Origin of the sequence: Agromyces ramosus (genome assembly GCF_030817175.1) — a bacterium.
In the GTDB taxonomy this organism is placed as follows: Bacteria; Actinomycetota; Actinomycetes; order Actinomycetales; family Microbacteriaceae; genus Agromyces; species Agromyces ramosus_A.
In genome coordinates, this window is the sequence record NZ_JAUSYY010000001.1 from 3,146,919 (window position 1) to 3,171,662 (window position 24,744).

At 70.6% G+C, this 24,744-nt stretch carries 24 protein-coding genes; 17 read left to right on the forward strand and 7 right to left on the reverse strand.

What is annotated here, in order from left to right:
• The first annotated feature begins 53 nt into the window (after positions 1-53).
• The 5 genes from QFZ26_RS14715 to QFZ26_RS14735 all read left to right on the forward strand — a co-directional run bounded on the left by QFZ26_RS14715 (position 54) and on the right by QFZ26_RS14735 (position 3,833).
• Positions 54-473: a cytidine deaminase gene (locus QFZ26_RS14715; protein WP_307043386.1), complete on the forward strand. Its 420-nt coding sequence runs from the start codon at positions 54-56 to the stop codon at positions 471-473.
• Positions 470-1,771, forward strand: coding sequence for a thymidine phosphorylase (locus tag QFZ26_RS14720; RefSeq protein ID WP_307043388.1), 1,302 nt, complete (start codon positions 470-472; stop codon positions 1,769-1,771). The genes QFZ26_RS14715 and QFZ26_RS14720 overlap by 4 nt, the downstream gene beginning before the upstream one ends.
• 121 nt (positions 1,772-1,892) lie before the next feature.
• Positions 1,893-3,014, forward strand: coding sequence for an adenosine deaminase (locus QFZ26_RS14725; protein ID WP_373460725.1), 1,122 nt, complete (start codon positions 1,893-1,895; stop codon positions 3,012-3,014).
• Between the two features lie 61 nt (positions 3,015-3,075).
• Positions 3,076-3,552, forward strand: coding sequence for a PTS sugar transporter subunit IIA (locus tag QFZ26_RS14730; RefSeq protein WP_307043390.1), 477 nt, complete (start codon positions 3,076-3,078; stop codon positions 3,550-3,552).
• Complete coding sequence (locus QFZ26_RS14735; RefSeq protein WP_307043391.1) at positions 3,549-3,833, forward strand: PTS sugar transporter subunit IIB; 285 nt, start codon at positions 3,549-3,551, stop codon at positions 3,831-3,833. The genes QFZ26_RS14730 and QFZ26_RS14735 overlap by 4 nt, the downstream gene beginning before the upstream one ends.
• A gap of 5 nt (positions 3,834-3,838) precedes the next feature.
• Here QFZ26_RS14735 and QFZ26_RS14740 read toward each other — a convergent pair whose 3' ends face one another.
• Positions 3,839-5,548 carry a phospho-sugar mutase gene (locus QFZ26_RS14740; protein ID WP_307043393.1) on the reverse strand — a complete coding sequence of 570 codons (1,710 nt, stop codon included), beginning with the start codon at positions 5,546-5,548 and terminating at the stop codon, positions 3,839-3,841.
• An 8-nt stretch (positions 5,549-5,556) separates the two neighbouring features.
• The gene (locus QFZ26_RS14745) at positions 5,557-6,384 is read right to left on the reverse strand and encodes a purine-nucleoside phosphorylase (RefSeq protein ID WP_307043394.1); all 828 of its coding nucleotides are present in this window, start codon (positions 6,382-6,384) and stop codon (positions 5,557-5,559) included.
• An 84-nt stretch (positions 6,385-6,468) separates the two neighbouring features.
• On the opposite strand from QFZ26_RS14745, the gene QFZ26_RS14750 reads away from it, so the two are divergent.
• A complete protein-coding gene (locus QFZ26_RS14750) occupies positions 6,469-7,899 on the forward strand; it encodes an NAD(P)H-quinone dehydrogenase (protein ID WP_307043396.1) in 1,431 nt (476 codons plus the stop codon).
• Between the two features lie 44 nt (positions 7,900-7,943).
• The gene (locus QFZ26_RS14755) at positions 7,944-9,458 is read left to right on the forward strand and encodes an APC family permease (RefSeq protein WP_307043398.1); all 1,515 of its coding nucleotides are present in this window, start codon (positions 7,944-7,946) and stop codon (positions 9,456-9,458) included.
• A gap of 1 nt (position 9,459) precedes the next feature.
• Here QFZ26_RS14755 and QFZ26_RS14760 read toward each other — a convergent pair whose 3' ends face one another.
• Entirely contained in the window at positions 9,460-11,229 is a 1,770-nt protein-coding gene (locus QFZ26_RS14760) for an acetyl/propionyl/methylcrotonyl-CoA carboxylase subunit alpha (RefSeq protein WP_307043400.1), read from the reverse strand.
• Positions 11,230-11,356: 127 nt separating this feature from the next.
• Positions 11,357-11,998 (reverse strand): Maf family protein, encoded by a 642-nt coding sequence (locus QFZ26_RS14765; protein ID WP_307043402.1) that lies wholly within the window; start codon positions 11,996-11,998, stop codon positions 11,357-11,359.
• 139 nt (positions 11,999-12,137) lie between these two features.
• On the opposite strand from QFZ26_RS14765, the gene QFZ26_RS14770 reads away from it, so the two are divergent.
• The 4 genes from QFZ26_RS14770 to QFZ26_RS14785 are packed head-to-tail and all read left to right on the forward strand — an operon-like array spanning position 12,138 to position 16,330.
• Positions 12,138-13,394 carry a class I SAM-dependent RNA methyltransferase gene (locus QFZ26_RS14770; RefSeq protein WP_307043405.1) on the forward strand — a complete coding sequence of 419 codons (1,257 nt, stop codon included), beginning with the start codon at positions 12,138-12,140 and terminating at the stop codon, positions 13,392-13,394.
• A gap of 20 nt (positions 13,395-13,414) precedes the next feature.
• Positions 13,415-14,107, forward strand: a complete 693-nt coding sequence (locus QFZ26_RS14775; protein WP_307043407.1) for a response regulator transcription factor — start codon at positions 13,415-13,417, stop codon at positions 14,105-14,107.
• A complete protein-coding gene (locus tag QFZ26_RS14780) occupies positions 14,094-15,329 on the forward strand; it encodes a sensor histidine kinase (protein ID WP_307043409.1) in 1,236 nt (411 codons plus the stop codon). Before QFZ26_RS14775 ends, QFZ26_RS14780 begins: the two co-directional genes overlap by 14 nt.
• A complete protein-coding gene (locus QFZ26_RS14785; protein WP_307043411.1) occupies positions 15,326-16,330 on the forward strand; it encodes a hypothetical protein in 1,005 nt (334 codons plus the stop codon). The genes QFZ26_RS14780 and QFZ26_RS14785 overlap by 4 nt, the downstream gene beginning before the upstream one ends.
• A gap of 319 nt (positions 16,331-16,649) precedes the next feature.
• Here the strand turns inward: QFZ26_RS14785 and QFZ26_RS14790 are convergent, their stop codons facing one another.
• Positions 16,650-16,895 carry a hypothetical protein gene (locus QFZ26_RS14790; protein WP_307043413.1) on the reverse strand — a complete coding sequence of 82 codons (246 nt, stop codon included), beginning with the start codon at positions 16,893-16,895 and terminating at the stop codon, positions 16,650-16,652.
• An 8-nt stretch (positions 16,896-16,903) separates the two neighbouring features.
• Positions 16,904-18,502, reverse strand: coding sequence for an acyl-CoA carboxylase subunit beta (locus tag QFZ26_RS14795; protein ID WP_307043415.1), 1,599 nt, complete (start codon positions 18,500-18,502; stop codon positions 16,904-16,906).
• Positions 18,503-18,614: 112 nt separating this feature from the next.
• Between QFZ26_RS14795 and QFZ26_RS14800 the strand changes: the two genes are divergently transcribed.
• The 3 genes from QFZ26_RS14800 to QFZ26_RS14810 all read left to right on the forward strand — a co-directional run bounded on the left by QFZ26_RS14800 (position 18,615) and on the right by QFZ26_RS14810 (position 20,960).
• On the forward strand, positions 18,615-19,463 hold the full coding sequence (locus tag QFZ26_RS14800) for a biotin--[acetyl-CoA-carboxylase] ligase (protein ID WP_307043417.1): 849 nt from the start codon (positions 18,615-18,617) through the stop codon (positions 19,461-19,463).
• A 7-nt stretch (positions 19,464-19,470) separates the two neighbouring features.
• Positions 19,471-20,031: a PH domain-containing protein gene (locus QFZ26_RS14805; protein ID WP_307043419.1), complete on the forward strand. Its 561-nt coding sequence runs from the start codon at positions 19,471-19,473 to the stop codon at positions 20,029-20,031.
• Between the two features lie 257 nt (positions 20,032-20,288).
• Positions 20,289-20,960 (forward strand): DarT ssDNA thymidine ADP-ribosyltransferase family protein, encoded by a 672-nt coding sequence (locus tag QFZ26_RS14810; RefSeq protein WP_307043420.1) that lies wholly within the window; start codon positions 20,289-20,291, stop codon positions 20,958-20,960.
• Positions 20,961-20,976: 16 nt separating this feature from the next.
• Here the strand turns inward: QFZ26_RS14810 and QFZ26_RS14815 are convergent, their stop codons facing one another.
• Positions 20,977-21,552, reverse strand: a complete 576-nt coding sequence (locus QFZ26_RS14815; protein WP_307043422.1) for a GtrA family protein — start codon at positions 21,550-21,552, stop codon at positions 20,977-20,979.
• Between the two features lie 80 nt (positions 21,553-21,632).
• On the opposite strand from QFZ26_RS14815, the gene QFZ26_RS14820 reads away from it, so the two are divergent.
• From QFZ26_RS14820 to QFZ26_RS14830, 3 genes are all read left to right on the forward strand, one after another.
• Complete coding sequence (locus QFZ26_RS14820; protein ID WP_307043424.1) at positions 21,633-22,772, forward strand: 5-(carboxyamino)imidazole ribonucleotide synthase; 1,140 nt, start codon at positions 21,633-21,635, stop codon at positions 22,770-22,772.
• A 105-nt stretch (positions 22,773-22,877) separates the two neighbouring features.
• On the forward strand, positions 22,878-23,345 hold the full coding sequence (purE, locus tag QFZ26_RS14825; RefSeq protein WP_307045095.1) for a 5-(carboxyamino)imidazole ribonucleotide mutase: 468 nt from the start codon (positions 22,878-22,880) through the stop codon (positions 23,343-23,345).
• The gene (locus QFZ26_RS14830) at positions 23,342-24,706 is read left to right on the forward strand and encodes an LCP family protein (RefSeq protein WP_307043426.1); all 1,365 of its coding nucleotides are present in this window, start codon (positions 23,342-23,344) and stop codon (positions 24,704-24,706) included. Before purE ends, QFZ26_RS14830 begins: the two co-directional genes overlap by 4 nt.
• Positions 24,707-24,744 lie beyond the last annotated feature (38 nt).

A 24,744-nucleotide genomic window follows, 5' to 3' on the forward strand; every position in this document is an offset into this window, starting at 1 on the left:
CGCGGCGCGACATCCGACCACCTGAACCGCCACGTCCCGAACGGGGGAGCACCATGACCGCAACGGATGCGATCGACTGGAACGAGCTTCGGGGCCGCGCCCGCGAAGCCATGGCGAAGGCCTATGCGCCGTACTCCGGGTTCCCAGTGGGCGCCGCGGCGATCGTCGACGACGGTCGCATCGTGAGCGGATGCAACGTCGAGAACGCGTCGTACGGCGTGACCCTCTGCGCCGAGTGCTCGCTCGTCTCGGCGCTCACGATGTCGGGCGGGGGCAAGCTCGTCGCGTTCACGTGCGTCGACGGCCACGGCGCCGTGCTCATGCCGTGCGGCCGCTGCCGCCAGCTGCTCTTCGAGCACTCTGCAGAGGGGATGCTCCTCGAGACGGTCTCCGGCATCAAGACCATCGACGAGGTGCTGCCCGACGCCTTCGGCCCGCGCCAGCTCACCGCGTTCAGCGGAGCCGGCTCATGAGCGCGGTCGAGGCGTTCGACGCCGTCGACCTGATCCGGGCCAAGCGCGACGGCCACGAGCTCGACACCGCCGAGATCCGCTGGCTCATCGACGCGTACACGCGCGGCTACGTCGCCGACGAGCAGATGTCGGCCATGACCATGGCGATCTTCCTGAACGGCATGTCGCGTCGCGAGATCCGCGACCTGACGATGGCGATGATCGCGTCGGGCGAGCGCATGGACTTCTCCGGCCTCGGCAAGCCCACGAGCGACAAGCACTCCACGGGCGGCGTCGGCGACAAGATCACCCTGCCGCTCATGCCGCTCGTCGCGACCTTCGGGGTCGCCGTGCCGCAGCTGTCGGGTCGTGGTCTGGGCCACACGGGTGGCACGCTCGACAAGCTCGAGTCGATCCCCGGGTGGCGCGCCGACCTCACGAACGACGAGATGTTCGCGCAGCTGCGCGACGTCGGCGGCGTCATCTGCGCGGCGGGCTCCGGCCTCGCCCCGGCCGACAAGAAGCTCTACGCGCTGCGTGACATCACCGGCACCGTCGAGGCGATCCCGCTCATCGCCTCGTCGATCATGTCGAAGAAGATCGCCGAGGGCACGGGCGCTCTCGTGCTCGACGTCAAGTTCGGCTCCGGCGCCTTCCTCACCGACATCGACCGCTCGCGAGAGCTGGCGCGCACGATGGTCGAGCTCGGCGAAGACGCCGGCGTCGCGACCTCCGCCCTCATCACGAACATGAACGTGCCGCTCGGGCTCACCATCGGCAACGCCAACGAGGTGCGCGAATCGGTCGAGGTGCTCGCCGGCGGCGGGCCGTCGGATGTCCGTGCGCTCACGGTGGCACTCGCCCGCGAGATGCTCGCACTCGCCGGGCGCAGCGACGTCGACGTCGAGGCCGCGCTCGACGATGGTCGCGCCATGGACACGTGGCGTCGCTTTGTGGTCGCCCAGGGCGGCGATCCCGATGCCGCGCTCCCCGTTGCGAAGGAGCAGCACGTGGTCACCGCCGATCGCGACGGCGTGCTCGTCGACCAGCAGGCGCTGCCCTTCGGCATCGCGGCGTGGCGCCTCGGCGCAGGTCGTGCTCGCAAGGAGGACCCGGTGCACCATGCCGCGGGCATCGAGCTGCACGCGAAGCCCGGCGATGCCGTGCGTGCCGGTGAGCCGCTGTTCACGTTGCACGCCGACGAGCCGGCTCGTTTCGCGCGGGCGCTCGACGCGGTCGACGGTGCCTGGCGCATCGGCGACCCCGGCGACGCCATCGAAGACGGCGGACCACTCATCGCCGATCGCATCGGTCGCTAGCCCGCTCGGCCGGCAACAGTCCCCGAAGCGTGGAACTCACGGCGCGGTGCGCATCGAACGGGGGTGCCCCAGCTTCGAGAATGCCGAGACTTCGCGGGTGGCGCGCCGCTATCGTTGACTCGTGAACACGATTCCGACGGAGTACCGCCTTGAGGGCGATGGCACGAGCATCCTCGCCCTGCCGAAGATCTCGCTGCACGACCACCTCGACGGCGGGCTTCGCCCGCAGACCCTCGTCGAGCTGGCCGACGAGCTCGGCCTCGAGGTGCCGGCATCCGACGCCGAAGCGCTCGGCGCGTGGTTCACCGCTCAGTCCAACTCGGGCTCACTCGTCGAGTACCTGAAGACCTTCGACCTCACGACGGCGGTCATGCAGACCAGCGCTGGGCTGATCCGCATCGCTCGAGAGTTCGTGCAGGACCTCGCCGCCGACGGGGTCATCTACGGTGAGATCCGGTGGGCGCCCGAACAGCACCTCACCCGGGGCCTGAGCCTCGACGAGGCCGTCGAGGCCGTGCAGGCGGGCATCGAGCAGGGCGTCGACGACGCTCGGCACCAGGGCCGCTTCATCCGCGCCGGTCAGCTCGTCACCGCCATGCGCCACGCCGATCGCGCGCTCGAGATCGCCGAGCTCGCCGTGCGCCACCGCGAGCGCGGTGTGGTGGGCTTCGACATCGCAGGCGCCGAAGCGGGCTTCCTGCCAAGTCGTCATCGCACGGCGTTCGACTTCCTTGCGGGCCAGTTCCTTCCCGTCACGATCCACGCGGGCGAGGCCGACGGCCTCGACTCCATCCGCAGCGCCCTGCTCGACGGGCGGGCCCTCCGCCTCGGCCACGGGGTGCGCATCGCCGAAGACCTGCTGATCGAGCGCCAAGACGACGAGAACACCTACGTCTCGCTCGGTCCGGTCGCGCAGTGGGTTCGCGACCGGGAGATCGCCCTCGAGACGAGTCCGTCGTCGAACCTGCAGACCGGCGCGATCGCGGCGTGGGGCGACGAGCTCGTCGACCACCCGTTCGACCTGCTCTACCAGCTCGGGTTCCGTGTCACGGTGAACACCGACAACCGCCTGCAGAGCGGCACGTCGCTCAGTCGCGAGCTCGCGCTCCTCAGCGACGCGTTCGGGTACGACCTCGACGACATCGAGACGTTCCAGCTCAACGCCGCCGCATCGGCCTTCCTGCCGCTCGACGATCGCGAAGAGCTCGCCGAGCGCATCCAAGACGGCTTCGACGACGCCTGACGCCCGAACGACGACACGCTCGCCGTGCGCCCGACCGCCGCCCCCTGAACGGAACCCGACCATGACCACCATCCCGCCGCTGCCGGACACCGCGGTCGTCCTCGGTGCACGAGCCGACGACTGGCGCGGCGCTGTGCGCGAAGCCGGGCGCGCCCTCACACGATCGGGGGCGACGAGGTCGGAGTACGCCGACCGCATGATCGCCGTCATCGAGGAATTCGGGGCCTACATCGTCATCGCGCCAGGGCTCGCGCTCGCACACGCCCGTCCGGGTTCCGATGTGCGTCACGAGGGGCTCGCGGTCGTGACCCTCGCCGTCCCGGTGCCGTTCGGGCATCCGCACAACGACCCGGTTCGCGTCGTGGTCGGACTCGCGGTCGCGAACGCCGAAGAGCACGTGGCATCCGTTGCGAAGCTCGCGAACGCGTTCAACGACGCCGGCATCGTCGGCCGCATCGCCCGGGCGACGACGCCCGCCGAGGTTCGCGCACTGCTCGGCATGGAAGCCGCCGCCGCTCCCTCCGAGGTCGAGGCATGAGAATCGTCGCCGTCTGCGGGGTGGGCATCGGCACGTCGGCGATCCTCAAGGTCAACGCCGAGCGGGCGCTCGATCGGCTCGGGCTCATCGCCGACGTCGATGCGAGCGACCTCGCCGGAGTGGCGATCGCGGCTGCCGATGCGCAGGTGATCCTCACGTCGACCGAGCTGTCGGCGGCCGTGCGCCAGGCCATCGGTCGCAGCTTCGCCGAGATCGTCGAGGTCGAGAACTTCTTCGACGTCGACGAGATCGGCGCGAAGCTCGAAGCGTCGCTCGGCTGAGTCGCCTAGGCGACCAGTTCGCGCATGCCCGCCTCGAGGGCCGAGACGGCGGCGGATGCCGCTGCGCGACGTTCCTCGACCGTGCCGTCGGCCGACATCGCGTCGATGTAGACCTTGAGCTTGGGCTCGGTTCCGCTCGGCCGCACCATCACGCGCGCACCGCCCTCGAGCACGATGCGCAGCACGTCGGAGGGCGGAAGCCCGCCGAAGCCGTCGCTGAGATCCTCGATGCGCTCGACCCTGATGCCGCCCACCGATGCGGGCGGCGCCGCCCGGAGGCGCGCCATGATCTCGCCGATGCGTTCGAGCTCCGTCACGCGGATCGAGACCTGCGCCGAGTCGTGACATCCGAACCGCTCGACGAACTCGTCGAGGTGGTCGGCGACCGTGCGGCCGGCGGCCTGCAGCTCGGCGACGAGCGAGAGGAACGCGAGCGCCGCAGAGATGCCGTCTTTGTCGCGCACGGTGCCGGGGTTCACGAGGTAGCCGAGCGCCTCCTCGAAGCCGAACACGAGGCCGGGTGCGCGGGAGATCCACTTGAAGCCGGTGAGGGTGGCCTCGAAGTCGAGGTCGTAGGCGTCGGCGATCGCCTCGAGCCCGGGCGACGAGACGATGGAGCACGCGAGCGCGCCGTTCGGCCCGGAGTCGCCCGTGACGGCCGCAGCACGGCGGGCGGCCTGCCAGCCGAGGAGCAGCCCGACCTCGTTGCCGGTGAGCCGCCGGTAGCCGTCGTCCGATGCGGCATCTGGGATCGCGACCGCGAGCCGGTCGGCGTCGGGGTCATTCGCGACGACGAGCTCGGCGTCGACCTCGCGGGCACGGGCGAAGCTGAGGTCCATCGCGCCGGGCTCCTCGGGGTTCGGGAAGGCGACGGTCGGGAAGGCCGGATCGGGCGCGATCTGCTCCTCGACGAGGCTCGGCGTCGCGAACCCCGCGGCTTCGAGCACCCGTGCCATCGTCTCCCAGCCCACGCCGTGCATCGCGGTGTAGACGACCCGGGGCTGCGTAGTGTGCGCGTCGGCCGCGAGCGCGGTCTGCCGGACGTACTCGTCGACGACCGACTCGGGCGCCGTCTCGTACGAGCCGCGTGGCAGCTCGGGCACGGTGCTCGATTCGGCCACTTGCAGGATGCGTGCTGCGATCTCGGCGTCGGCGGGCGCCACGATCTGCGAGCCGTGGTCGTCGCCGCCGAGGTAGACCTTGTAGCCGTTGTCGTTGGGCGGGTTGTGCGATGCCGTGACCATCACCCCGGCCGACACGTCGAGGTGCCGGACCGCGAACGCCAGCACCGGCGTCGGCAGGAGCCGGGGGAGCAGGATCGCCCGCACTCCGGCGCCCGCCATGACCTCGGCGGAATCGCGAGCGAACACGTCGGAGTTCTTGCGGCCGTCGTAGCCGATCACGACCGAGGGCGTGGTGCCCGGCGCTGCGCGCTCGACGAGGTAGGCGGCGAGGCCGGCCGCGGCCTGCGCGACGAGCACTCGGTTCATGCGGTTCGGGCCGGCCGCGATCGCCCCGCGCAGGCCCGCGGTGCCGAAGGCGAGCCGTTCGTCGAAGCGATCGGCGAGCTCAGCGGATGCCGCGGTGTCGCCGGCTCGCACACCCTCGATGAGCGAGGCGAGCTCAGCCCGGGTCTCGGCGTCGGGGTCTTGGGCGATCCACGCCTCGGCGAGGGCGAGGCGTGCGGCGTCGCTGGGATCGGTGGGCTGCGACATGCGTGCTCCTAGAGTGCCGCGACGATCTTGGCGAGCAGGCCGCTGATGACGGGTTCCGCCTCGCGGCCGGCCTCGATGACCTCTGCGTGGCTGAGCGGCGATTCCTGGATGCCGGCGGCGAGGTTCGTGATCAGCGACATGCCGAGCACCTCCATGCCGGACTGCCGGGCGGCGATCGCCTCGAGCGCCGTCGACATGCCGACGATGTGGCCGCCGATCGTCTTGGCCATCTGCACCTCGGCCGGGGTCTCGTAGTGCGGACCACGGAACTGGCAGTAGACGCCTTCGTCGAGGCCGGGCGCGATCGAGTGCGCGAGGTCGCGGAGCCGACGCGAGTAGAGGTCGGTGAGGTCGATGAACGTGGCGCCCTCGAGCGGCGAGTCGGCGGTGAGGTTGATGTGGTCGCTGATGAGCACGGGAGTACCGGGCGCCCAGTGCTCCTTGATGCCGCCCGCGCCGTTGGTGAGGACCATCGTCGTGGCGCCGGCCGCCGCCGCCGTGCGCACGGAGTGCACGACCCGCCGAACGCCGTGGCCCTCGTAGTAGTGCGTGCGGGCGCCGATGACGAGTGCGCGCTTGCCGCTCGGCAGGAGCACCGAGCGGAGGGTGCCGACATGACCTTCGAGCGCGGGCTTGGAGAAGCCGGGCACGTCGGTCGCCGCGATCGTGTGGGTCGTCTCGCCGATGAGCTCGGCCGCTCGACCCCAGCCGCTGCCGAGCGTGAGGGCGATGTCGTGGCGTTCGACGCCGGTGAGGTCTGCGATACGCGCGGCCGCTTTGGCAGCGATGGCGAACGGGTCTGCGGTCGGGTCGTCGAGCGGGTTGGCATCGTGCATCCCACCACTCTAATGATGCGTCCGGATGCCTCGGGCGGTCGTGCTCGTTTGCTGGCCTTTCCCGCCCTAGGCCAGAATGTGAGCATGGCCTACGAGTTCGAACGCACGCAACGCATTGCAATCCTCGGAGGCGGGCCAGGCGGATATGAGGCGGCGCTTGCCGGCGCGCAACTCGGAGCGGAGGTGACGCTCATCGAACGGGCCGGCGTCGGCGGCTCCGCGGTGCTCACCGACGTCGTGCCGTCGAAGTCGCTCATCGCGACCGCCGAGGCGTCGAACGCCGTGAAGGAGGCCGCCGACCTCGGCGTGCAGTTCTACGCGAAGGGCCAGGCCGACAAGGCCGTCAAGCCCGAGGTCGCGATCAACCTCGCCGCCGTCAACAAGCGGCTCCTCGGCCTCGCCGCCCAGCAGTCCGAAGACATGCGCACGAACCTCATCGACGCCGGCGTGCACCTCGTGCAGGGCGAGGGCCGGCTCGACGGGGCGAACGCGATCATCGTCGCGACCGCGAAGGGCGGCACCGACTTCGACCGCATCGAGGCCGACACCCTCGTGCTCTCGGTGGGCGCGTCGCCGCGGGTGCTGCCGACCGCCGTGCCCGACGGCGAGCGCATCCTCACGTGGACCCAGCTCTACCACCTCCAGCAGATCCCCGAGCACCTCATCGTCGTCGGATCCGGCGTCACCGGCGCCGAGTTCGCCTCCGCCTATCGCGCACTCGGTGCGAAGGTCACCCTCATCTCGAGCCGCGACCAGGTGCTTCCGGGTGAAGACGCCGACGCGGCATCCGTCATCGAGAAGGTCTTCAAGCGCAACGGCATGAAGGTCATGAACAAGTCGCGGGCCGAGTCGGTCGTGCGCGACGGCGACAGTGTCGTCGCGACGCTCACCGACGGCCGTGAGGTGCGCGGCAGCCACTGCCTCATGGCGGTCGGCTCCGTGCCGAACACGACCGACCTCGGCCTCGAGGAGGCGGGGGTGCAGCTCTCCGACGACGGCCACATCCGGGTCAACCGCGTCGCGCGCACCTCGATGCCCAACATCTACGCGGCGGGCGATTGCACGACGTTCCTGCCGCTGGCCTCCGTGGCCTCGATGCAGGGCCGCACCGCCGTCTTCCACGCGATGGGCGACATCGTGAACCCGCCCGAGCTGCGCAACATCACCTCGAACATCTTCACGCAGCCCGAGATCGCCACGGTCGGCTGGACCGAGAACGAGATCGAGGACGGCGTCGTGCCCGGCGTGGTCTACAAGCTGCCGCTCTCATCGAACCCGCGCGCGAAGATGATGGGCATCCGCGACGGCTTCGTGAAGCTCTTCGCCTCGAGTGGCTCGGGTGCGATCATCGGCGGCGTCATCGTGGCGCCCAAGGCCTCCGAGCTCATCTTCCCGCTCGCGCTCGCCGTCGAGCACCGCCTCACGGTCGACCAGTTCGCCGAGGCGTTCCCGGTCTACCCGTCGCTCAGCGGTTCATTGACGGATGCCGCGAGGGCGATGCACATCGTACGCTGAGGGGACGCAGCGCTGCGTGTCAGCGCCGACATCCTGGGGGACAGATGAATCTGCGCGTGAAATCAGTCGAGGCGTCGATCGCCGACTCCCACGACGTGGAGCGGAGCCTCAAGCGCTCACTCGGCACCTGGGACCTCGCGCTCATGGGCATCGCCGTCGCGGTCGGTGCCGGCATCTTCTCGGTCGGCGCCCAGGCGGCGGCGAACTTCGCCGGTCCGAGCGTGACGGTCTCGTTCATCCTCGCCGCGGTCACGTGCGGGCTCGCGATCATGTGCTACGCCGAGTTCGCGTCGACCGTGCCCGTTGCGGGCAGCGCCTACACCTTCACCTACGCGACCATGGGCGAACTGCTCGCCTGGATCATCGGCTGGGACCTCATCCTCGAGATGTTCACCGGCGCCGCCGTCATCGCCAAGTACTGGGGCGTCTACCTCGGTGAGGCCCTGCTGGCCTTCGGCCTTCCGTTCCCGGCGGTGCTCGAGATCGGTGGCATCGAGGTGAGCTGGCCCGCCTTCCTCATCGTCGCGGTCTTCACTGCGCTGCTCGTCGCCGGCACGAAGCTCACCGCACGCGTCGGCTCGGTGTTCACGCTCATCAAGGTCGCGATCGTGCTGTTCGTGATCGTCGTGGGCTTCTTCTTCATCAACGCCGCGAACTACGTGCCGTTCATCCCCGAGTCGGTGCCCACCGAGGGCGGCTCCGGCGACGCATGGGCGCAGTCGCTCTTCTCGTGGGCGACCGGCGCGGCACCGGCGCAATACGGCATCTTCGGCATGCTCGCTGCGGCGTCGCTCGTGTTCTTCGCGTTCATCGGCTTCGACGTCGTCGCGACCAGTGCCGAAGAGGTGCACGAGCCTCAGAAGCGCCTCCCGCGCGGCATATTCCTCGGTCTCGGCATCGTCACGGCACTCTACGTGCTCGTCTCGATCGTCATGACCGGCATGGTGTCATACAAGGAGCTCGCGGCTGAAGAGACGCCGTCGCTCGCGACCGCCTTCCGCCTCATCGGGCAGGACTGGGCGTCGGCGGTGATCTCGGTCGGCGCGTTGGCCGGCCTCACCACCGTCATCATGGTGCTGCTCCTCGGCCTCTCGCGCATCGTCTTCGCGCTGAGCCGCGACGGCCTCCTGCCGCGGTGGCTGTCGAAGACGACCGAGCACACCAAGACGCCGGCCCGCATCCAGATCATCGGCGGCACCGTCGTCGCGCTGACTGCCGCGTTCACCGACGTGGGGCTCCTCGAGGAGATGATCAACATCGGCACGCTCTCGGCGTTCGTGCTGGTGAGCCTCGGCATCGTGGTGCTGCGCCGCACGCGGCCCGATCTGCCGCGCGGGTTCCGCGTTCCGTGGTCGCCCGTGCTGCCGATCCTCTCGGCGGTGCTGTGCCTGTGGCTGATGCTCAACCTCACGACGCTCACGTGGGTGCGCTTCCTCGTGTGGCTCGCGATCGGCATCGTGATCTACCTCATCTACGGCCGGCGTCGCTCGCGACTCGGGCTCGAGGGGGTCAGCGAGGTCGAGGTGCCGACGCCGCAGGGTGCGCCGCCGCCGGTCTGAGCTACGCGTCGTTGATCGCGAGGAGCAGGTGCCCGCTCGAGACGGTGACGCCGGCCTCGGCGTTGATGATGCCGATGACGCCGTCTTTGTGGGCGAGGATCGGCTGCTCCATCTTCATGGCCTCGAGCACGAGCACCAGGTCGCCCTTGACGACCTTGTCGCCCTCGGCGACGGCCACCTTCACGACGGTCGCCTGCATCGGCGCCTTCACGGCATCGCCGGTGGCGGTGTCGACCGAGTGCGAGGCCGTGCGCCGGCGGGGCGCGGGACCGGCGGTGTGTGCAGCGGATGCCCCGCCGGCGAGCCGCTTCGGCATCGTCACCTCCACGCGTCGGCCGGCGACCTCCACGACGACGCTCGTGCGCGCGTCGGGTCCGTTCATCTCGGCGATCTCGCCGGACCACGGCTCGAGCTGGTTGTCGTATTCGGTCTCGATCCACCGGGTGTAGATGGAGAACGGCTCGTCGCCGTCGGGCGCGAACGCGGGGTTGTTCACGATGTCGCGATGGAAGGGCAGCACCGTGGGGAGCCCGGCGACCTCGAACTCGTCGAGGGCGCGGCGGGCACGCTCGAGCGCGTCCTTGCGGCTCGAGCCCGTGACGATGAGCTTCGCGAGGAGCGAGTCGAACGCGCCCGAGATCTCGTCGCCGGTCGTCACGCCGGAGTCGACGCGCACGCCGGGTCCGCCGGGGAAGCGCAGCACGTGCACCGGTCCGGGCGAGGGCAGGAAGCCGCGGCCCGGGTCTTCGCCGTTGATGCGGAACTCGATCGAATGGCCGGTCGCGACGGGGTCGGCGTAGTCGAGCGCACCGCCCTCGGCGAGGCGGAACTGCTCGCGCACGAGGTCGATGCCGGTGACCTCTTCGGAGACGGGATGCTCGACCTGGAGGCGCGTGTTCACCTCGAGGAACGACACGGTGCCGTCTTGGCCGATGAGGAACTCGCACGTGCCGGCGCCGACGTAGCCCACCTCGCGGAGGATGGCCTTCGACGACTCGTAGAGCGCAGTGTTCTGCTCTTCGGTGAGGAAGGGCGCGGGCGCCTCCTCGACGAGCTTCTGGTGGCGACGCTGCAGCGAGCAGTCACGCGTCGAAACGACGACGACGTTGCCGTGCTGGTCGGCGAGGCACTGGGTCTCGACGTGTCGCGGCTTGTCGAGGTACTTCTCGACGAAGCACTCGCCGCGTCCGAAGGCGGTGACCGCCTCACGGGTGGCCGAGTCGAAGAGCTCGGGCACCTCGTCGCGGGTGCGGGCGACCTTGAGGCCGCGGCCGCCGCCGCCGAACGCCGCCTTGATCGCCACAGGCAGGCCGTGCACGTCGACGAATTCGAGCACCTCCGAGGCATCCGCCACCGGGTTCAGGGTGCCGGGGGCGAGCGGCGCGCCGACCTTCTCGGCCACGTGCCGGGCGGAGACCTTGTCGCCGAGGCGTTCGATGGCCTCGGGCGAGGGGCCGATCCAGATGAGGCCGGCGTCGATCACCGCACGGGCGAAGTCGGAGTTCTCGGCGAGGAAGCCGTAGCCCGGGTGCACGGCGTCGGCGCCCGAGCGGCGAGCGACCGAGAGGAGCTTGTCGATGACGAGGTAGGTCTCGGCGCTCGTGGTGCCGTCGAGGGCGTACGCCTCGTCGGCGAGCTTCACGTGGCGCGCGTCGCGGTCTTGATCGGCGTAGACGGCGACGGAGCCGAGGCCGGCGTCACGGGCGGCGCGGATGACGCGAACGGCGATCTCTCCACGGTTGGCGATGAGGACCTTGGTGATGCGCGGCATAATCCTTAAGCCTATTGGTCGGGCGGGGTCGCCATTTGGGTGCCTTCCACAAAAAAGCCGCACGACCCTTGCGGGCGTCGACAACAGACCGGACGACGCCGGACCGAGCACTGCCGAGCGGGCGGGTTCACCGCCCGCGATTCCAGAGCGACGGCCAGCCCACGCCGAGCTCGCGCACGAGCTCGCGGAGCGTCGACAGCGAGAGCCCCACGACCGTCGACGGGTCACCCTCGACCGAGCGGATGAACGGGCCGCCGAGGCTGTCGATCGTGAAGGCGCCGGCGACGAGAAGCGGCTCGCCCGTGGCGATGTAGGCGTCGATCTCCGTGTCGTCGAGGCGCGCGAACCGCACGGTCGCGACATCCGGGCGTCCGACGGCCGCGCGCACGCGCCCGCCCCGGTGGTCGATCAGCCAGTGACCTGACCACAACTCGCCGGCGCCGCCGTTCTGCGCGAGCCAGCGCTCCTTCGCGATCTCGGGCCGGTGCGGCTTACCGTGGATCCGGCCGCCGACGAGGAACGCCGAGTCACCGCCGAGGATGAGCCCGTCGATGGCTTCGCCGTCGGGAGCGGTGCCCACGATCGACTCGGCCTTCGCCTGCGCGAGGAGCTGCACCAGCTCGCGGGCCTCGAGCGGGCCGGATGCCGCCTCGTGCGCTGCGACCATCGCGTCCTCGTCGACGCCCGGCGCGACCGCGATGGGCTCGATGCCCGCCGCGCGAAGCGTCTGGAGCCGGGCGGGCGAGGTCGAGGCGAGATAGAGGCGCATCCACCCATCCTGCCCCGCCTGGCCGGCGCTGTGGAATGCTCGAACCATGGCTGAATCCCGACGTCCGCGACGTCCCGGTGCGCGCAGGCCCGCAGGGGCCCGCCGCCCCGCCCCGAAACCGCCCGCCACCGATGGTCCTGTGCTCGAGCTCGAGATCGAGCGCGTGGCGCACGGGGGCGTCTTCGTCGCCCACCACGAGGGCCGGGTGGTGTTCGTCGCCGATGCGGTTCCCGGCGAGCGGGTCGCGGCACGTGTGGTCGACCAGGGACACGACCGGTTCTGGCGCGCCGACACGGTCGAGGTGCTGCAGGCGTCGCCCGATCGGCGCGAGCACGTGTGGGCCGAGGCATCCGTCGACCGGGCGCCCGAGCACCGGGCCGGCGGCGCGGAGTTCGGGCACATCCGCCTCGACCGGCAGCGCGAGCTCAAGGCCGACGTGCTCCGCGATGCGCTCGCACGCATGGGCGGCGTCGAACGCGAGGTGGAGGTGCATGCCGTCGACTCCGAGCTCGCACCGGGCGCATCCGACACCGACGGCACCGGCTGGCGCACCCGTGTGCGGCTCCACGTGGCCGCTGACGGCACGATCGGCCCCTATGCGACCCGCAGCCACACCGTGGTGCCCGTGGCGTCCCTGCCGCTCGCCGTCCCCGAGCTCGGCGCCATCGCGCCGCTCGGCGACCGGTTCCCCGGAGCGCACGCCGTCGACCTCATCGCCCCGAGCGTCGGCGACGTCGCCGTCGTGGTCGTCGAAGGCGAGCGGATGCCGCAGGCCCCGCGCCCCACCATCGAAGAGCGCGTCGGCGACCGACGGTTCCGGCTCGACCGAGACGGGTTCTGGCAGGTGCACCGCGGCGCCGCCGCCACCCTCAGCCGCGCGGTGCAGGAGCTCATCGACGGCGAGCTGTTCGACCCGCGCGCGGCGAACCACGACCTCTACGGCGGCGTCGGCCTGCTCGCCGCCGCGGTCGGCGACCGCTTCGGCGATGCCGTGCGCATCACGACCGTGGAATCCGACCCGCGCGCAACCGAGCACGCGGGCGCGAACCTCGCCGAGTGGGTCGGCGCGCGAGCCGTGACGGCCAGGGTCGACCGCTACCTCGACGAGCTCGCCGCATCCGCCGCATCCGCCGGTGCCGCCGAGCAGGAGCGGATCCGCAGCGCGACGATCGTGCTCGATCCGCCCCGTTCCGGAGCCGGCCGGGCGGTCGTCGAGCGCCTCGCCGAGCTCCGCCCCCGACAGCTCGTCTACGTGGCGTGCGACCCAATCGCGCTGGCACGTGACGTGGGGCTGTTCCGGGAACGCGGCTACGAACTCGATGAGCTGCGCGCGTTCGACCTGTTCCCGAACACGCACCATATCGAGGCGGTCGCGCGTCTGCGCGCTATCGTGTGACTGACGAAGAAGGGGGCCATGTGACCGGCGCAACGGCTCGAACCGCGGATGCCCCCGCCACAGTCGCGATCGTCGACGATCACGAGGCGGTGCGGCTCGGGCTTCGCGCGGCCTGCAGAGACGCGGGGTACGACGTGGTCGCCGAGACCGCGAACGTCCCCGAACTGCTCGACGCGCTCGGCGGGCGGGCCTGCGACGTCGTCGTGCTCGACCTCTCGCTCGGCGACGGCTCATCGGTGACCGAGAACGTGCGTGCGGTGCTCCGCACCGGCAGCGCGGTACTCGTGCACTCGATCGCCGACCGCGTCGCCGCCGTTCGCGAGTCGCTCGCCGCCGGCGCCGCCGGGGTCATCCCGAAGGCGTCGCCGATGGCGGCGGTCATCGGTGCGATCGCGACGGTCGCGCGGGGCGACGTGCTGAACAACGTCGAATGGGCGAGCGCGATCGAAGCCGACCGGGACTTCGCGAAGGCGCAGCTCGGCCGCCGCGAACGCGACGTGCTGCACCTGTATGCCTCCGGACTCCCGCTGAAGCTCGTGGCGATGCAGCTCGGCATCGCGCACTCCACCGCCCGTGAGTACCTCGATCGCATCCGCGCGAAGTACGTCGAGGTGGGCAGGCCCGCGCCGACGAAGGTCGACCTGCTCCGCCGCGCGGTCGAAGACGGGATCCTGCCGGGGCTCGATGCCGAGGGCGGGGATGCCCGCCGCTGACTGGCGGGTGGCGCGCGTTGCGCCGCAGCGCCGCGCCACGGTGACGCGAGCGCAGGTCGAGACGATCACCGCGCGGGCACTCGGCCTCTTCGGCCTCGTGTTCGGAGCCCAGACCGTCCCGCTCGCGCTCGAGCAGTCCGCGGCCCTCGTCGACGGCACTGGTGCAGCGCTCATGGCGGTGCTGTACGGCTCGATCGTGGCGCTCGCCGTGGCGACCATCACGAAGGTCGCGGTGCGGGTCGCCTGCCTCGCGTTCGCCGGGCTGTTCGTTGCCGCGCTGCTCGCGTGGCCGTTCCTCGTCGACGACGCGGCGGCGCTCGCCGACAGCACCCCGTGGCTCTACTACCTCCTCACCGTCGCGACGACCGCAGCGGTCGTCGCGCTGCGGCCGCTGTGGGCGGCCGCGTACACCTTCGTCGTTCCGGCCGTCTACGGGGTCATCCGCCTGAGCCCCGCGGGCGGCGCCGTCGAGCCGCTCCTCGCCGTGCTCGATGCGATGTACGCGGTCGTCCTCGGCGTCGTCGTCCTCGCGATCGTCACGATGCTCCGGCAGGCGGCCGAAGCGGTCGACTCCGCGCAGGAGGCGGCGCTCCAGCGCTACGACGTCGCGGCGCGCCAGCACGCCAACGAGATCGAACGGGTCAAGATCGACGCGCTCGTGCACGACAGCGTGCTCACGACGCTGTTGTCGGCTGCGGCGGCGGTCACGCCCGAGCAGCAGGCGCTCGCCGCCCGCATGGCGCGCGACGCGGTCAAGCGCCTCGACGAGGCGAGCGCGAACGGACCGCGAGCATTCGACCGCGTCGGCCTGCCGGTGCTCGTGCGCCGGTTGCGGGCGGCCCTGACGACGTTCAGCACTCCGTTCACCGTGCGCGTGGTCAATGCCGGTGGTGTCGAGCTGCCCGTCGAGGCCGTCGAGGCGCTGTACACCGCCTCGGTGCAGGCGATGGTCAACAGCCTCCAGCATGCCGATGAGCCCGGCCGGCAGGCACGGCGCGAACTCCGCATCCGTGGTGTGCGCGCCGGCGGCTGCGTCATCGAGATCGCCGACAACGGCGCCGGTTTCGATCCGGCCCGGGTCCCCGCCGAGCGGCTCGGGCTCCGCGTCTCGATCGAGGAGCGGATGGCGAATGCCGGCGGCACCGCCGAGGTGACGTCGCGCCCCGGCCACGGCACCACCATCACCGTGGCGTGGCCCGCCGGTGCAGGAGGCAGCGCATGATCGCCGTCCCGAGGTGGCTCCTGCTCGTGCTCGGGGCCTTGTTCTCGGCGTACCACGTCGTGCTCGGCATCTACTCGCTCGACGTACCGCGGTCGCCGTGGCCGGCCATCGCGGCGCTCGTGCTGTACTCGGCCGCGACGGTGATGAGCCTCTGGCCGGCCAAGCGCGTGCGCATGCCCGACTGGCTCGTCGCATTCGACCTCGCCGTGTGCATCGTGCTGCCGCTGCTCGTCACGAGCCAGCTCGACCCGGGCGACGACCTGGGCTACGCCACTTGGTACGTCGCCGCAGTGGGAACGCTGATGACGATCGCCGCGGCCAGGAGACAGCTCGTGGCGGCGTGGCTCGGGGTCATCGCGCTCGCGGTGCAGACCGTCATCTGGGCCAGCGTGTTCGCGCTGGGCACGCTCGGCGTGATCGGCAGCATCGTCTGGGTCGGCATCGCGCACATGCTCACGAGCGCGCTCGCGAGCGCCGCCCGTGAGACTCGCCGCTACGCGCAGGCCGAGCGGGAGGCGGCGGCATGGCAGGCCGCGCAGGACGCGCATCTCTTCGAGGGCCGCATGCGCCTCGCACAGACGAACCGCATGGCCGCCCCGATGCTCCGCCGCATCTCCGACCGCAACGGTGCCCTCAGTGACACCCAGCGCGGCGAGTGCCGCATGCTCGAGGCCGCGATCCGCGATGAGATCAGGGGCCGGATGCTCCTCACCGACGCTGTGCGCGCCGAGGTGCAGCGCGCACGCGAGCGCGGGACCACCGTCACCCTCCTCGACGAGGGAGGCATCGACGACCTCGACGAGGCCACGAGGGACCGCGTGCTCTCCAAGCTCGCCGACGTCGTCGCCGACTCCCACGCCGACCGCATCATCGCGCGCACCGCGGCGGAGGGCTCTCCGGTCGCGGTCACGGTCGTCGGGCTGATCGACTCCGAGGACGAGGCCGCCGACACCGACGACGTCGAGGTCGAGCTGTGGCTGGAGATCCCTCGCAGCCTGTGAGTCCCCGACAACGCGCCGCGCGTACCTGCACCGGACATGAAAGTGGGGGGCCGATCTGAGATCGGCCCCCCATCAAGCCCGAGTCACGGCGACAACCCGAATATCGCCCTGACTCGCCCCCATCTGTCATCGGTTACCCGACCGATGACGGTGGCGACTCCAGAGGAGCCTGCATAAGCAATGTTGTCCTACGTCGCGCGATTCGCAAAGTCAGCATTTCGGGGGACAGCGTTGTCCCCCTCGGTGGACGCGAAGCCGCGCTCTCGCCCGATGCGCTCACACCGCAGGGGTGCGTCCGCATCGAATCGGGGGACAGTCGTCAGCGTGCCGCGCGCTGCCAGCGGCCGTGGCCGACGTCGATCGGGGTGCGAAGCGCGCCGGCGCTGCGCACCCACTGGTCGCGGCCGGGTTCGGCGGCCGATGCCGCCGCCGACAGCTCGTCGTCGACCGCGCCGAGCAGCACCGCCGTGACGGCCGCCGCATCCTCGGGATCGACGCGTGAGACGAAGCGGAACTGCGATGCGCGTGTCGCCACGGGGTCGGGTGTCGCGGTGGTGTCGGCCATGTCGCCTCCTAGAGGGGGATGTTCCCGTGCTTCTTCGGCGGCAGGCTCGCCCGCTTGGTGCGGAGCGCCCGGAGCGCCTTGACGACCGAGACGCGGGTCGCCGCGGGTTCGATGACGCCGTCGAGCTCACCGCGCTCGGCAGCCAGGAAGGGGGATGCCACGTTGTAGGTGTATTCGTTGGCGAGTCTCGTCCGCACGGCCGCGACATCCTCGCCGGCGAGCTCGGCGGCCTTGATCTCGGCGCGGTAGAGGATGTTCACCGCACCCTGCCCGCCCATGACGGCGATCTCGGCGGTCGGCCAGGCGAGGTTGATGTCGGCACCGAGCTGCTTCGAGCCCATGACGATGTACGCGCCGCCGTAGGCCTTGCGCGTGATGATCGTGACGAGCGGCACGGTGGCCTCGGCATAGGCGTAGAGCAGCTTCGCACCGCGGCGGATGACTCCGGTCCACTCCTGCTCGGTGCCGGGCAGGTAACCGGGCACGTCGACGAGCGTGAGGATCGGGATCGAGAACGCGTCGCAGAATCGCACGAATCGCGAGGCCTTCTCGCCCGCGGCGATGTTGAGGGTGCCGGCCATCTGGCTCGGCTGGTTCGCGATGATGCCGACCGAGCGTCCTTCGACGCGAGCGAAGCCGACGACGATGTTCGGCGCGAACAGCGGCTGCACCTCGAGGAAGTCGCCGTGGTCGACGATGCCCTCGATGACCGAGTGCATGTCGTACGGCTGGTTCGGCGAATCGGGGATGACGGTGTTGAGCCGCCGGTCGTCGTCGGTGATCTCGAGTTCGACCTCGGCGTCGTACACCGGGGCATCCGTCATGTTGTTATCGGGAAGGAACGAGATGAGGGTGCGGGCGTAGTCGAGCGCGTCGGACTCGTCGCTCGCGAGGTAGTGCGCCACACCGGAGACGGTGTTGTGGGTGAGCGCGCCGCCGAGCTCCTCCATGCCGACGTCTTCGCCGGTGACGGTCTTGATGACGTCGGGTCCGGTGACGAACATCTGGCTGGTCTTGTCGACCATGATCACGAAGTCGGTGAGCGCGGGCGAGTACACGGCACCGCCGGCGGCGGGACCGCACACGATCGAGATCTGCGGGATGACCCCCGAGGCCGCGGTGTTGCGCCGGAAGATCTCGCCGTACTTGCCGAGGGCGACGACGCCCTCCTGGATCCGGGCGCCGCCCGAGTCGAGGATGCCGATGATCGGCACGCCCGTCTTCAGCGCGAGCTCCATGACCTTGATGATCTTCTCGCCGGCGACCTCACCGAGCGAGCCGCCGAAGATCGTGAAGTCCTGCGAGTACACGGCGACCTGCCGGCCGTGGATCGTGCCCGTGCCGGTGACCACGGCGTCGCCGTAGGGCCGCTTCGCCTCCATGCCGAACGCGTGGGTGCGGTGCCGCACGAATTCATCGAGCTCGACGAACGAGCCGGGGTCGAGGAGCTCGGCGATGCGCTCGCGGGCGGTCATCTTGCCCTTGGCATGCTGCTTCTCGATCGCCGCCTCACCGCTCGCGGTCACGGCTTCGTGGTAGCGCAGCTTGAGGTCGGCGAGCTTGCCGGCGGTCGTGGAGAGGTCGGGGCCGTCAGTCGCTTCGGTCACGCCGTTCACTCTACCGGCGAGTATCAGGGCCACTTCGTTGACGGATTCCTACAAATCCGATCCCGGTGCTGGTGGCAATCGCCATGCAGGAGTCGCTGGGTAGGGTGTTGGCATGCAGTGGGAGCGATCGCGAGAGGCCGTGCCGCGGTTCGAGTTCCTCGCCGAGGCCGGTTCGACGAATGACGAGCTTCGCGAGGCCGCGAGCGGGTCCGATGCCTCAACCTGGCCGCACGGCGCCGTGATCGTCACCGACAACCAGACGAGGGGACGCGGCCGGCTCGGGCGTACCTGGCTCGCGCCCACGGGCAAGACCCTCGCGATCTCGCTGCTGCTCCGGCCGGAGCTCGCGGGAGGCCGGCGCTTCCCGGCCGACGCGTACGGGTGGATCCCGCTGATCGCCGGCGCCGCCATGACCGAGGCGGTCCGCCGGGCGGTCGACGCCGCGGCATCCGACGACCACGACCGAGACGAGGACGACGTCACGGGCGGGCTCGACGTCGAGCTCAAGTGGCCGAACGACGTGCTCATCTCGGGCTACAAGGTCTGCGGCATCCTCTCCGAGCTGCTGCCCGACTCCGGCGCGGTCGTCGTGGGCGCCGGCCTCAACCTCACCCTCGACGAGCACGACCTGCCCACGCTCACCTCGACGTCGCTCCTGCTCGCGACGGGCCGTCAGCCCGATGCCGACGCGGTGCTCGCCGACTACCTCGCCGGGTTCCTCGACCTCATGCGGCGGTTCGTCGAGGCCGATGCCGACGCCGTCGCGAGTGGAATCGCCGACCGCGTCAGCGCCGTCTGCGGCACCCTCGGCTCGGAGGTCCGGGTCGAATTGCCCGGCGATCGCGAGCTGCTCGGGCTCGCCGAGCGACTCGATCGCGACGGCCGGCTCGTCGTCCGCGACCGTGAGAACGGCGAGCCCCAGTCTGTCGCCGCCGGAGACGTCACGCACCTGAGGTATTAATGGGCTTATGAGGCCCGCCGCGACACCCGACACGGCGGCACCGCTCGCGATGCCGGCCGAGCGCGTCGTCGCACGCCTGCGCCGTCACGCCCGCATACTGATCATTCCCGCGGCGCTGCTCATCGTCGTCGCCGGCGCGATGACCTATGCGCTCGCGGTGGTGCCCGAGTTCTGGCAGCAGCTCGTCGTCGTCGGCGTCGCGGGGGTTCTCGTGCTGTTCGGCAGCTTCCTGCCGTTCCTCAGCTGGCTGACACGGCGCACGACGATCACGAGCCGAAGGGTCATCGTCCGGAGCGGCGTCTTCGTCCGGGTGCGCCAGGAACTGCTGCACAGCCGCGCCTACGACGTCACCGTACGGCGCAGCTGGGCGCAGAGCGCCTTCGGCTCCGGTGACGTGCGCATCGACACCGGCCACGATCGACCGGTCGTGCTGCGAGACCTGCCGAAGCCCCAGCTCGTGGAAGCGGCACTGCGCCAGCTCGTCGACGAGGCGCATTCCGGCCCCGAGCGACGGCGGGTCGACCACCCGACCGTCGACGGGGACACCGTCGTGTGGGGCCGCCGCTGAACGGATGTGTCGCGGCCGGCGCCCGGAGGACGTAACGTTGACAGGTGGTCTCGTGCGCCCCTGAGCACGAGCTACGCGATGAAGGGTTCCTTTTGGCCGACGAATGCATCCACGGTTTCGACGACGGCCTCTGCGCCATCTGCTTCCCGCCGCCGGAGCCTGAGCCCCGGCCGGTCGTCGTCGCCGCGCCGCGCAGCGGCGCGCGCGGCACCTCTCGCGGACGCCCGCCGGCGCGCGTCCCCGGCGCCTCTCGCCCCATGATTCCCGCGGGCGCTCCCCAGATCGACATCAAGGCGATGCGCATCTACCACGTGACGCACATCGACAACCTCGCGCCCATCCTCGACACGGGCGCCCTCCTCGCCGATGCCGCCGGTGCAACGCCCGTCGTCGACGTCGCCGCCCCCGGCGCACGCGAGTTCCGTCGCACCGCTCCCATCGCGGGTGCCGACGCCGTCGTCGCCGACTACGTCCCCTTCCTCCTCACGACCGACGCCCACGTGTGGAACGCCGTTCGAACCGCCACGCCCGATCCCCGGCTCGCCGAGGGTGCCGAGCGCCGCCAGCCGGCCGAGTTCGTGATCCTCGTGAGCTCCGTCGCGAGCGCGCTCGGCGAGGCCGCCGAGGTGCCCGCGACGATCGTCGTCAGCAACTCGGATGTCACGCTCGGCGCCTCGGCCGTGGCATCCGAGTGGCCCGAAGCCCAGCGCGTGCTGCAGCGCCTGCACCTCGACGACGACGGGGCGGGCCTCGATGCGGCCGAACTGCTCGTGCGCGAGTGCCTGCCCCTCGATCGCGTCGCGCTCATCGCCGTCGCGAACGACCCCATGCGCGACCGCGTGCGTGCCGACCTCGCCGCGGCGGGCATGCGCATCCGCGTGGCGGTGTACCCGCCCTGGTTCCAGCCGACGGCCGACGCCCTCGTGTGAGCCGGCGCCGCTGCCCTTACGGGCGGTCGCCCGGTGCCGTGCGGCCGACGGGCTCGTCGGGCTCTTCGAACAGGGTGCGCTGCGCCTCCTCGACCCTCGTGAGATTCGAGAGCCCGTCGGCGCGGTGGTGGCCGAACACCCAGTAGCGGTACAGGAAGAACCGGAACGCGGTGCCGAGTGCCAGGCCGACGACATTCGTCGCGATGTTGTCGGCCACGAGGCTCGTGTACCCGAGCCAGTAGTGGCTCACCCAGAGGCATCCGAGCGCGATCGCCATGCCGCCGAGCGAGACGATGAGGTACTCGAGGAACTCGCGCACGTAATTGCGTCGGCGATGCTTGCGGAAGGTCCAGTACCGGTTTCCCAGCCAGTTGAAGATGATCGCGACGCTCGTGGAGATCGTCTTGGCGCCGATCGCCGATTGCGCCCAGTGCCCCTCGCCGAAGACCCCGAGCCGCAGCAGGTTGAACAGCGTGACGTCGATGACGAGGCCGATGAGGCCGACGACGCCGAACTTCACCGCGTACGCGAGCAGGCCGCTCCAGAGGCGATGCAACGCGCTCGCGGAGGCGCTCGCGGGGCGGGTGGGCACCGGCACATCCTATGCCGTCGAGCGCGGCCTAGACTGAACGAGGCGCCCGTGCAGCGGCGCCGACGGGTGAGGCGAACGGGGTGTCACGGGTGCGTGTCGGAGTGATCGGCGGCGGGCAGCTGGCCAGGATGATGATTCCCGCGGCGATCGAACTCGGAGTCGACCTCCGGGTGCTGGCCGAGGCTCCCGACATGTCGGCAGCCCTCGCGGCCGATCGCGTCGGCGACTACACCGATGCCGAGACGGTGCTCTCGTTCGCCCGTGAGGTCGACGTCGTCACCTTCGACCACGAGCACGTGCCGCAAGACGTGCTGCACGCCCTCGTCGAGGCCGGCGTGCCGGTGCATCCGGGTCCTGACGCCCTCCGCTTCGCGCAGGACAAGCTGCTCATGCGTCAGCGCCTCTCCGAACTCGGGCTCCCCGTGCCCGACTGGGCGCGCGTCGAGACGACCGACGAGCTCGATTCCTTCATCGCCGAGCACGGCGGCGTTGCGGTCGTCAAGACGCCGCGCGGCGGCTACGACGGCAAGGGCGTCCGCGTCGTGCGTTCCGCGGCAGAGGTCGCCGAATGGTTCACGACGATCGCCGAAGACGGCCGCCCGGGGGCGCTCCTCGTCGAGGAGCTCGTCGACTTCCGCCGTGAGCTCGCCCAACTGGTGGCCCGCCGTCCCTCCGGCGAGGTCGCGGCCTGGCCCCTCGTCGAGACCGTGCAAGTCGGCGGCGTCTGCAGCGAGGTCATCGCACCGGCTCCGAGGTCGGCGGGCAGGCTCGCGGATGTCGCGGCCGACGTCGCCATCACGATCGCCGAGGGCGTGGGCGTCACGGGCGTGCTCGCCGTCGAGCTCTTCGAGACCAGCGACGACCGGATCCTCGTGAACGAGCTCGCGATGCGCCCGCACAACAGCGGACACTGGTCGATGGACGGCTCCACGACGGGCCAGTTCGAGCAGCACCTCCGTGCCGTGCTCGATCTCCCGCTCGGCGGCACCGGATGCCACGACCGGTGGGCCGTCATGGTGAACGTGCTGGGCGGACCCGAGGAAGGCACCCTGACCGACCGCTACGCCGAAGCGCTCGCGGGACATCCCACGGTGAAGATCCACAACTACGGCAAGGCCCCGCGGCCCGGCCGCAAGGTCGGGCACGTCACGGCGATCGGCTCCGACCTCGACGAGGCGGTCTACGAGGCGCGCGCTGCTGCGGCGGTCTTCCAGGACTGACACGGCCAGCCGTGGAGCCGCGCGCCCTGCGGCCTCCTCACAGCACCCGCCCCTACACTCGATCAAGTGACTGAGACGAACACCGCCCCGCTCGTCGGCGTCGTGATGGGATCCGACTCCGACTGGAACGTGATGCGTGAGGCATCCGACCTGCTCGATGAGTTCGGCGTCACGCACGAGGTCGAGGTCGTTTCCGCGCATCGCACGCCCGAGAAGATGATCGCCTACGGCAGGGAGGCTGCCGCGCGCGGCCTCAAGGTCATCATCGCCGGCGCCGGGGGAGCGGCGCACCTGCCCGGCATGCTCGCTTCGGTCACGACCCTGCCCGTCGTGGGCGTCCCAGTGCCGCTCTCGCGACTCGACGGACTCGACTCGCTCCTCTCGATCGTGCAGATGCCGGCGGGAGTGCCGGTGGCGACGGTCTCGATCGGCGGCGCGAAGAATGCCGGCCTCCTCGCCGTGAAGATCCTCGCGACCTCGGATGCCGCCCTGTCGACCGCGCTCTCCGACTACTCCACCGCCCTCGCCGCCCTGGTCGAGGAGAAGAACGAACGGCTCAAGTCGAACCGATGACGCTCGCCGCAAGCCCGATCCGCTACCCGGACGTCGCCTCGCGTACGGTCATGACCCGCCGCGCGTGGTGGCTCGTCGCGCTCAACTTCCTGATCCCCGGTTCCCCGCAGGCGCTGGCCGGAAACCGCCGCCTCGGGCGCTTCGGCCTCGGCGCGACACTCGCGCTCTGGACACTTGCGCTCGTGGCCCTCGCCCTGTGGCTGTTCTGGCGCCCGGTGATCCTCACGGTGTTCTCGATGTCGTGGACCCTCTGGGTCGTTGCCGCCCTGCTCGTCTTCTACGCGGTGCTCCTCGTGGTGCTGACCTTCGACACGCTCCGGCTGGTGCGCATCGTGAAGACCGCGCCCTCGGCCCGCGGCTGGATCGCCGGTCTCACCACCCTCGTGATGATCGGGCTGTCGGGCTCAGCCGCATATGGGGCGTATGTGGCCACGACCGCGAGCGGCTTCCTCTCCGACGTGTTCATCGCCGGGCCGAGTGTCCCGCCCATCGACGGCCGGTACAACTTCCTCCTCCTCGGCGGCGATGCGGGCCCCGACCGTGACGGCCTCCGCCCCGACAGCATCACGGTGGTCTCCGTCGATGCGACGACCGGCCAGGCCGTCACGATCGGGCTCCCTCGCAACATGGAGGACGTGCCATTCAACGAGGACTCGCCGCTGGCCGCCGTGTACCCCGAGGGCTACGGCTCGATCGACGGCTGCGAGGTCGACGTGTGCATGCTGAACTCGATCTACACCGAGGTCGAGCTCATGAGCCCCGAGATGTATCCCGACGCCGAGTCGCAGGGCAGCGAACCCGGCATCGAGGCCATGCGGGATGCCGCGGAGGCGATCACCGGCCTGCCGATCCAGTACTACGCGCTCATCGACATGGCGGGGTTCCAGCAGCTCATCGACGCCCTCGGCGGTGTCACCGTCGTCGTGCCCGAAGACGTGCCGATCCACGCCGACGAGACCTTCACCACGGTCGCCGAGTGGATCCCGGCCGGCGAGCAGCACCTCGACGGGTACCACGCTCTCTGGTACGCACGCTCCCGTCACGGCACGAGCGACTACGACCGAATGGCACGACAGCGGCAGATCCAGGAGGCGGTGCTCGCCCAGTTCAATCCGGGCAACGTGCTCTCGAAGTTCCAGGAGATCGCCGCGGCGGGCTCGCAGGTTGTCAAGACCGACATTCCGCAGTCGATGCTCGGCTACTTCGTCGATCTCGCCGGGAAGACGAAGGCGCTGCCGATCACCGACGTGCCGCTCGTGCCCGACAACGACGTCGACCCCGAAGATCCCGATTACGACTACATCAGGCAGCTCGTGCAGCAGGCGGTGTTCCCGCCGACCGAGGAGCCCGCCGAGGGGTAGGCCACCGCACGCCTCCGGCGTCGGCGGTGGCGGTCGTC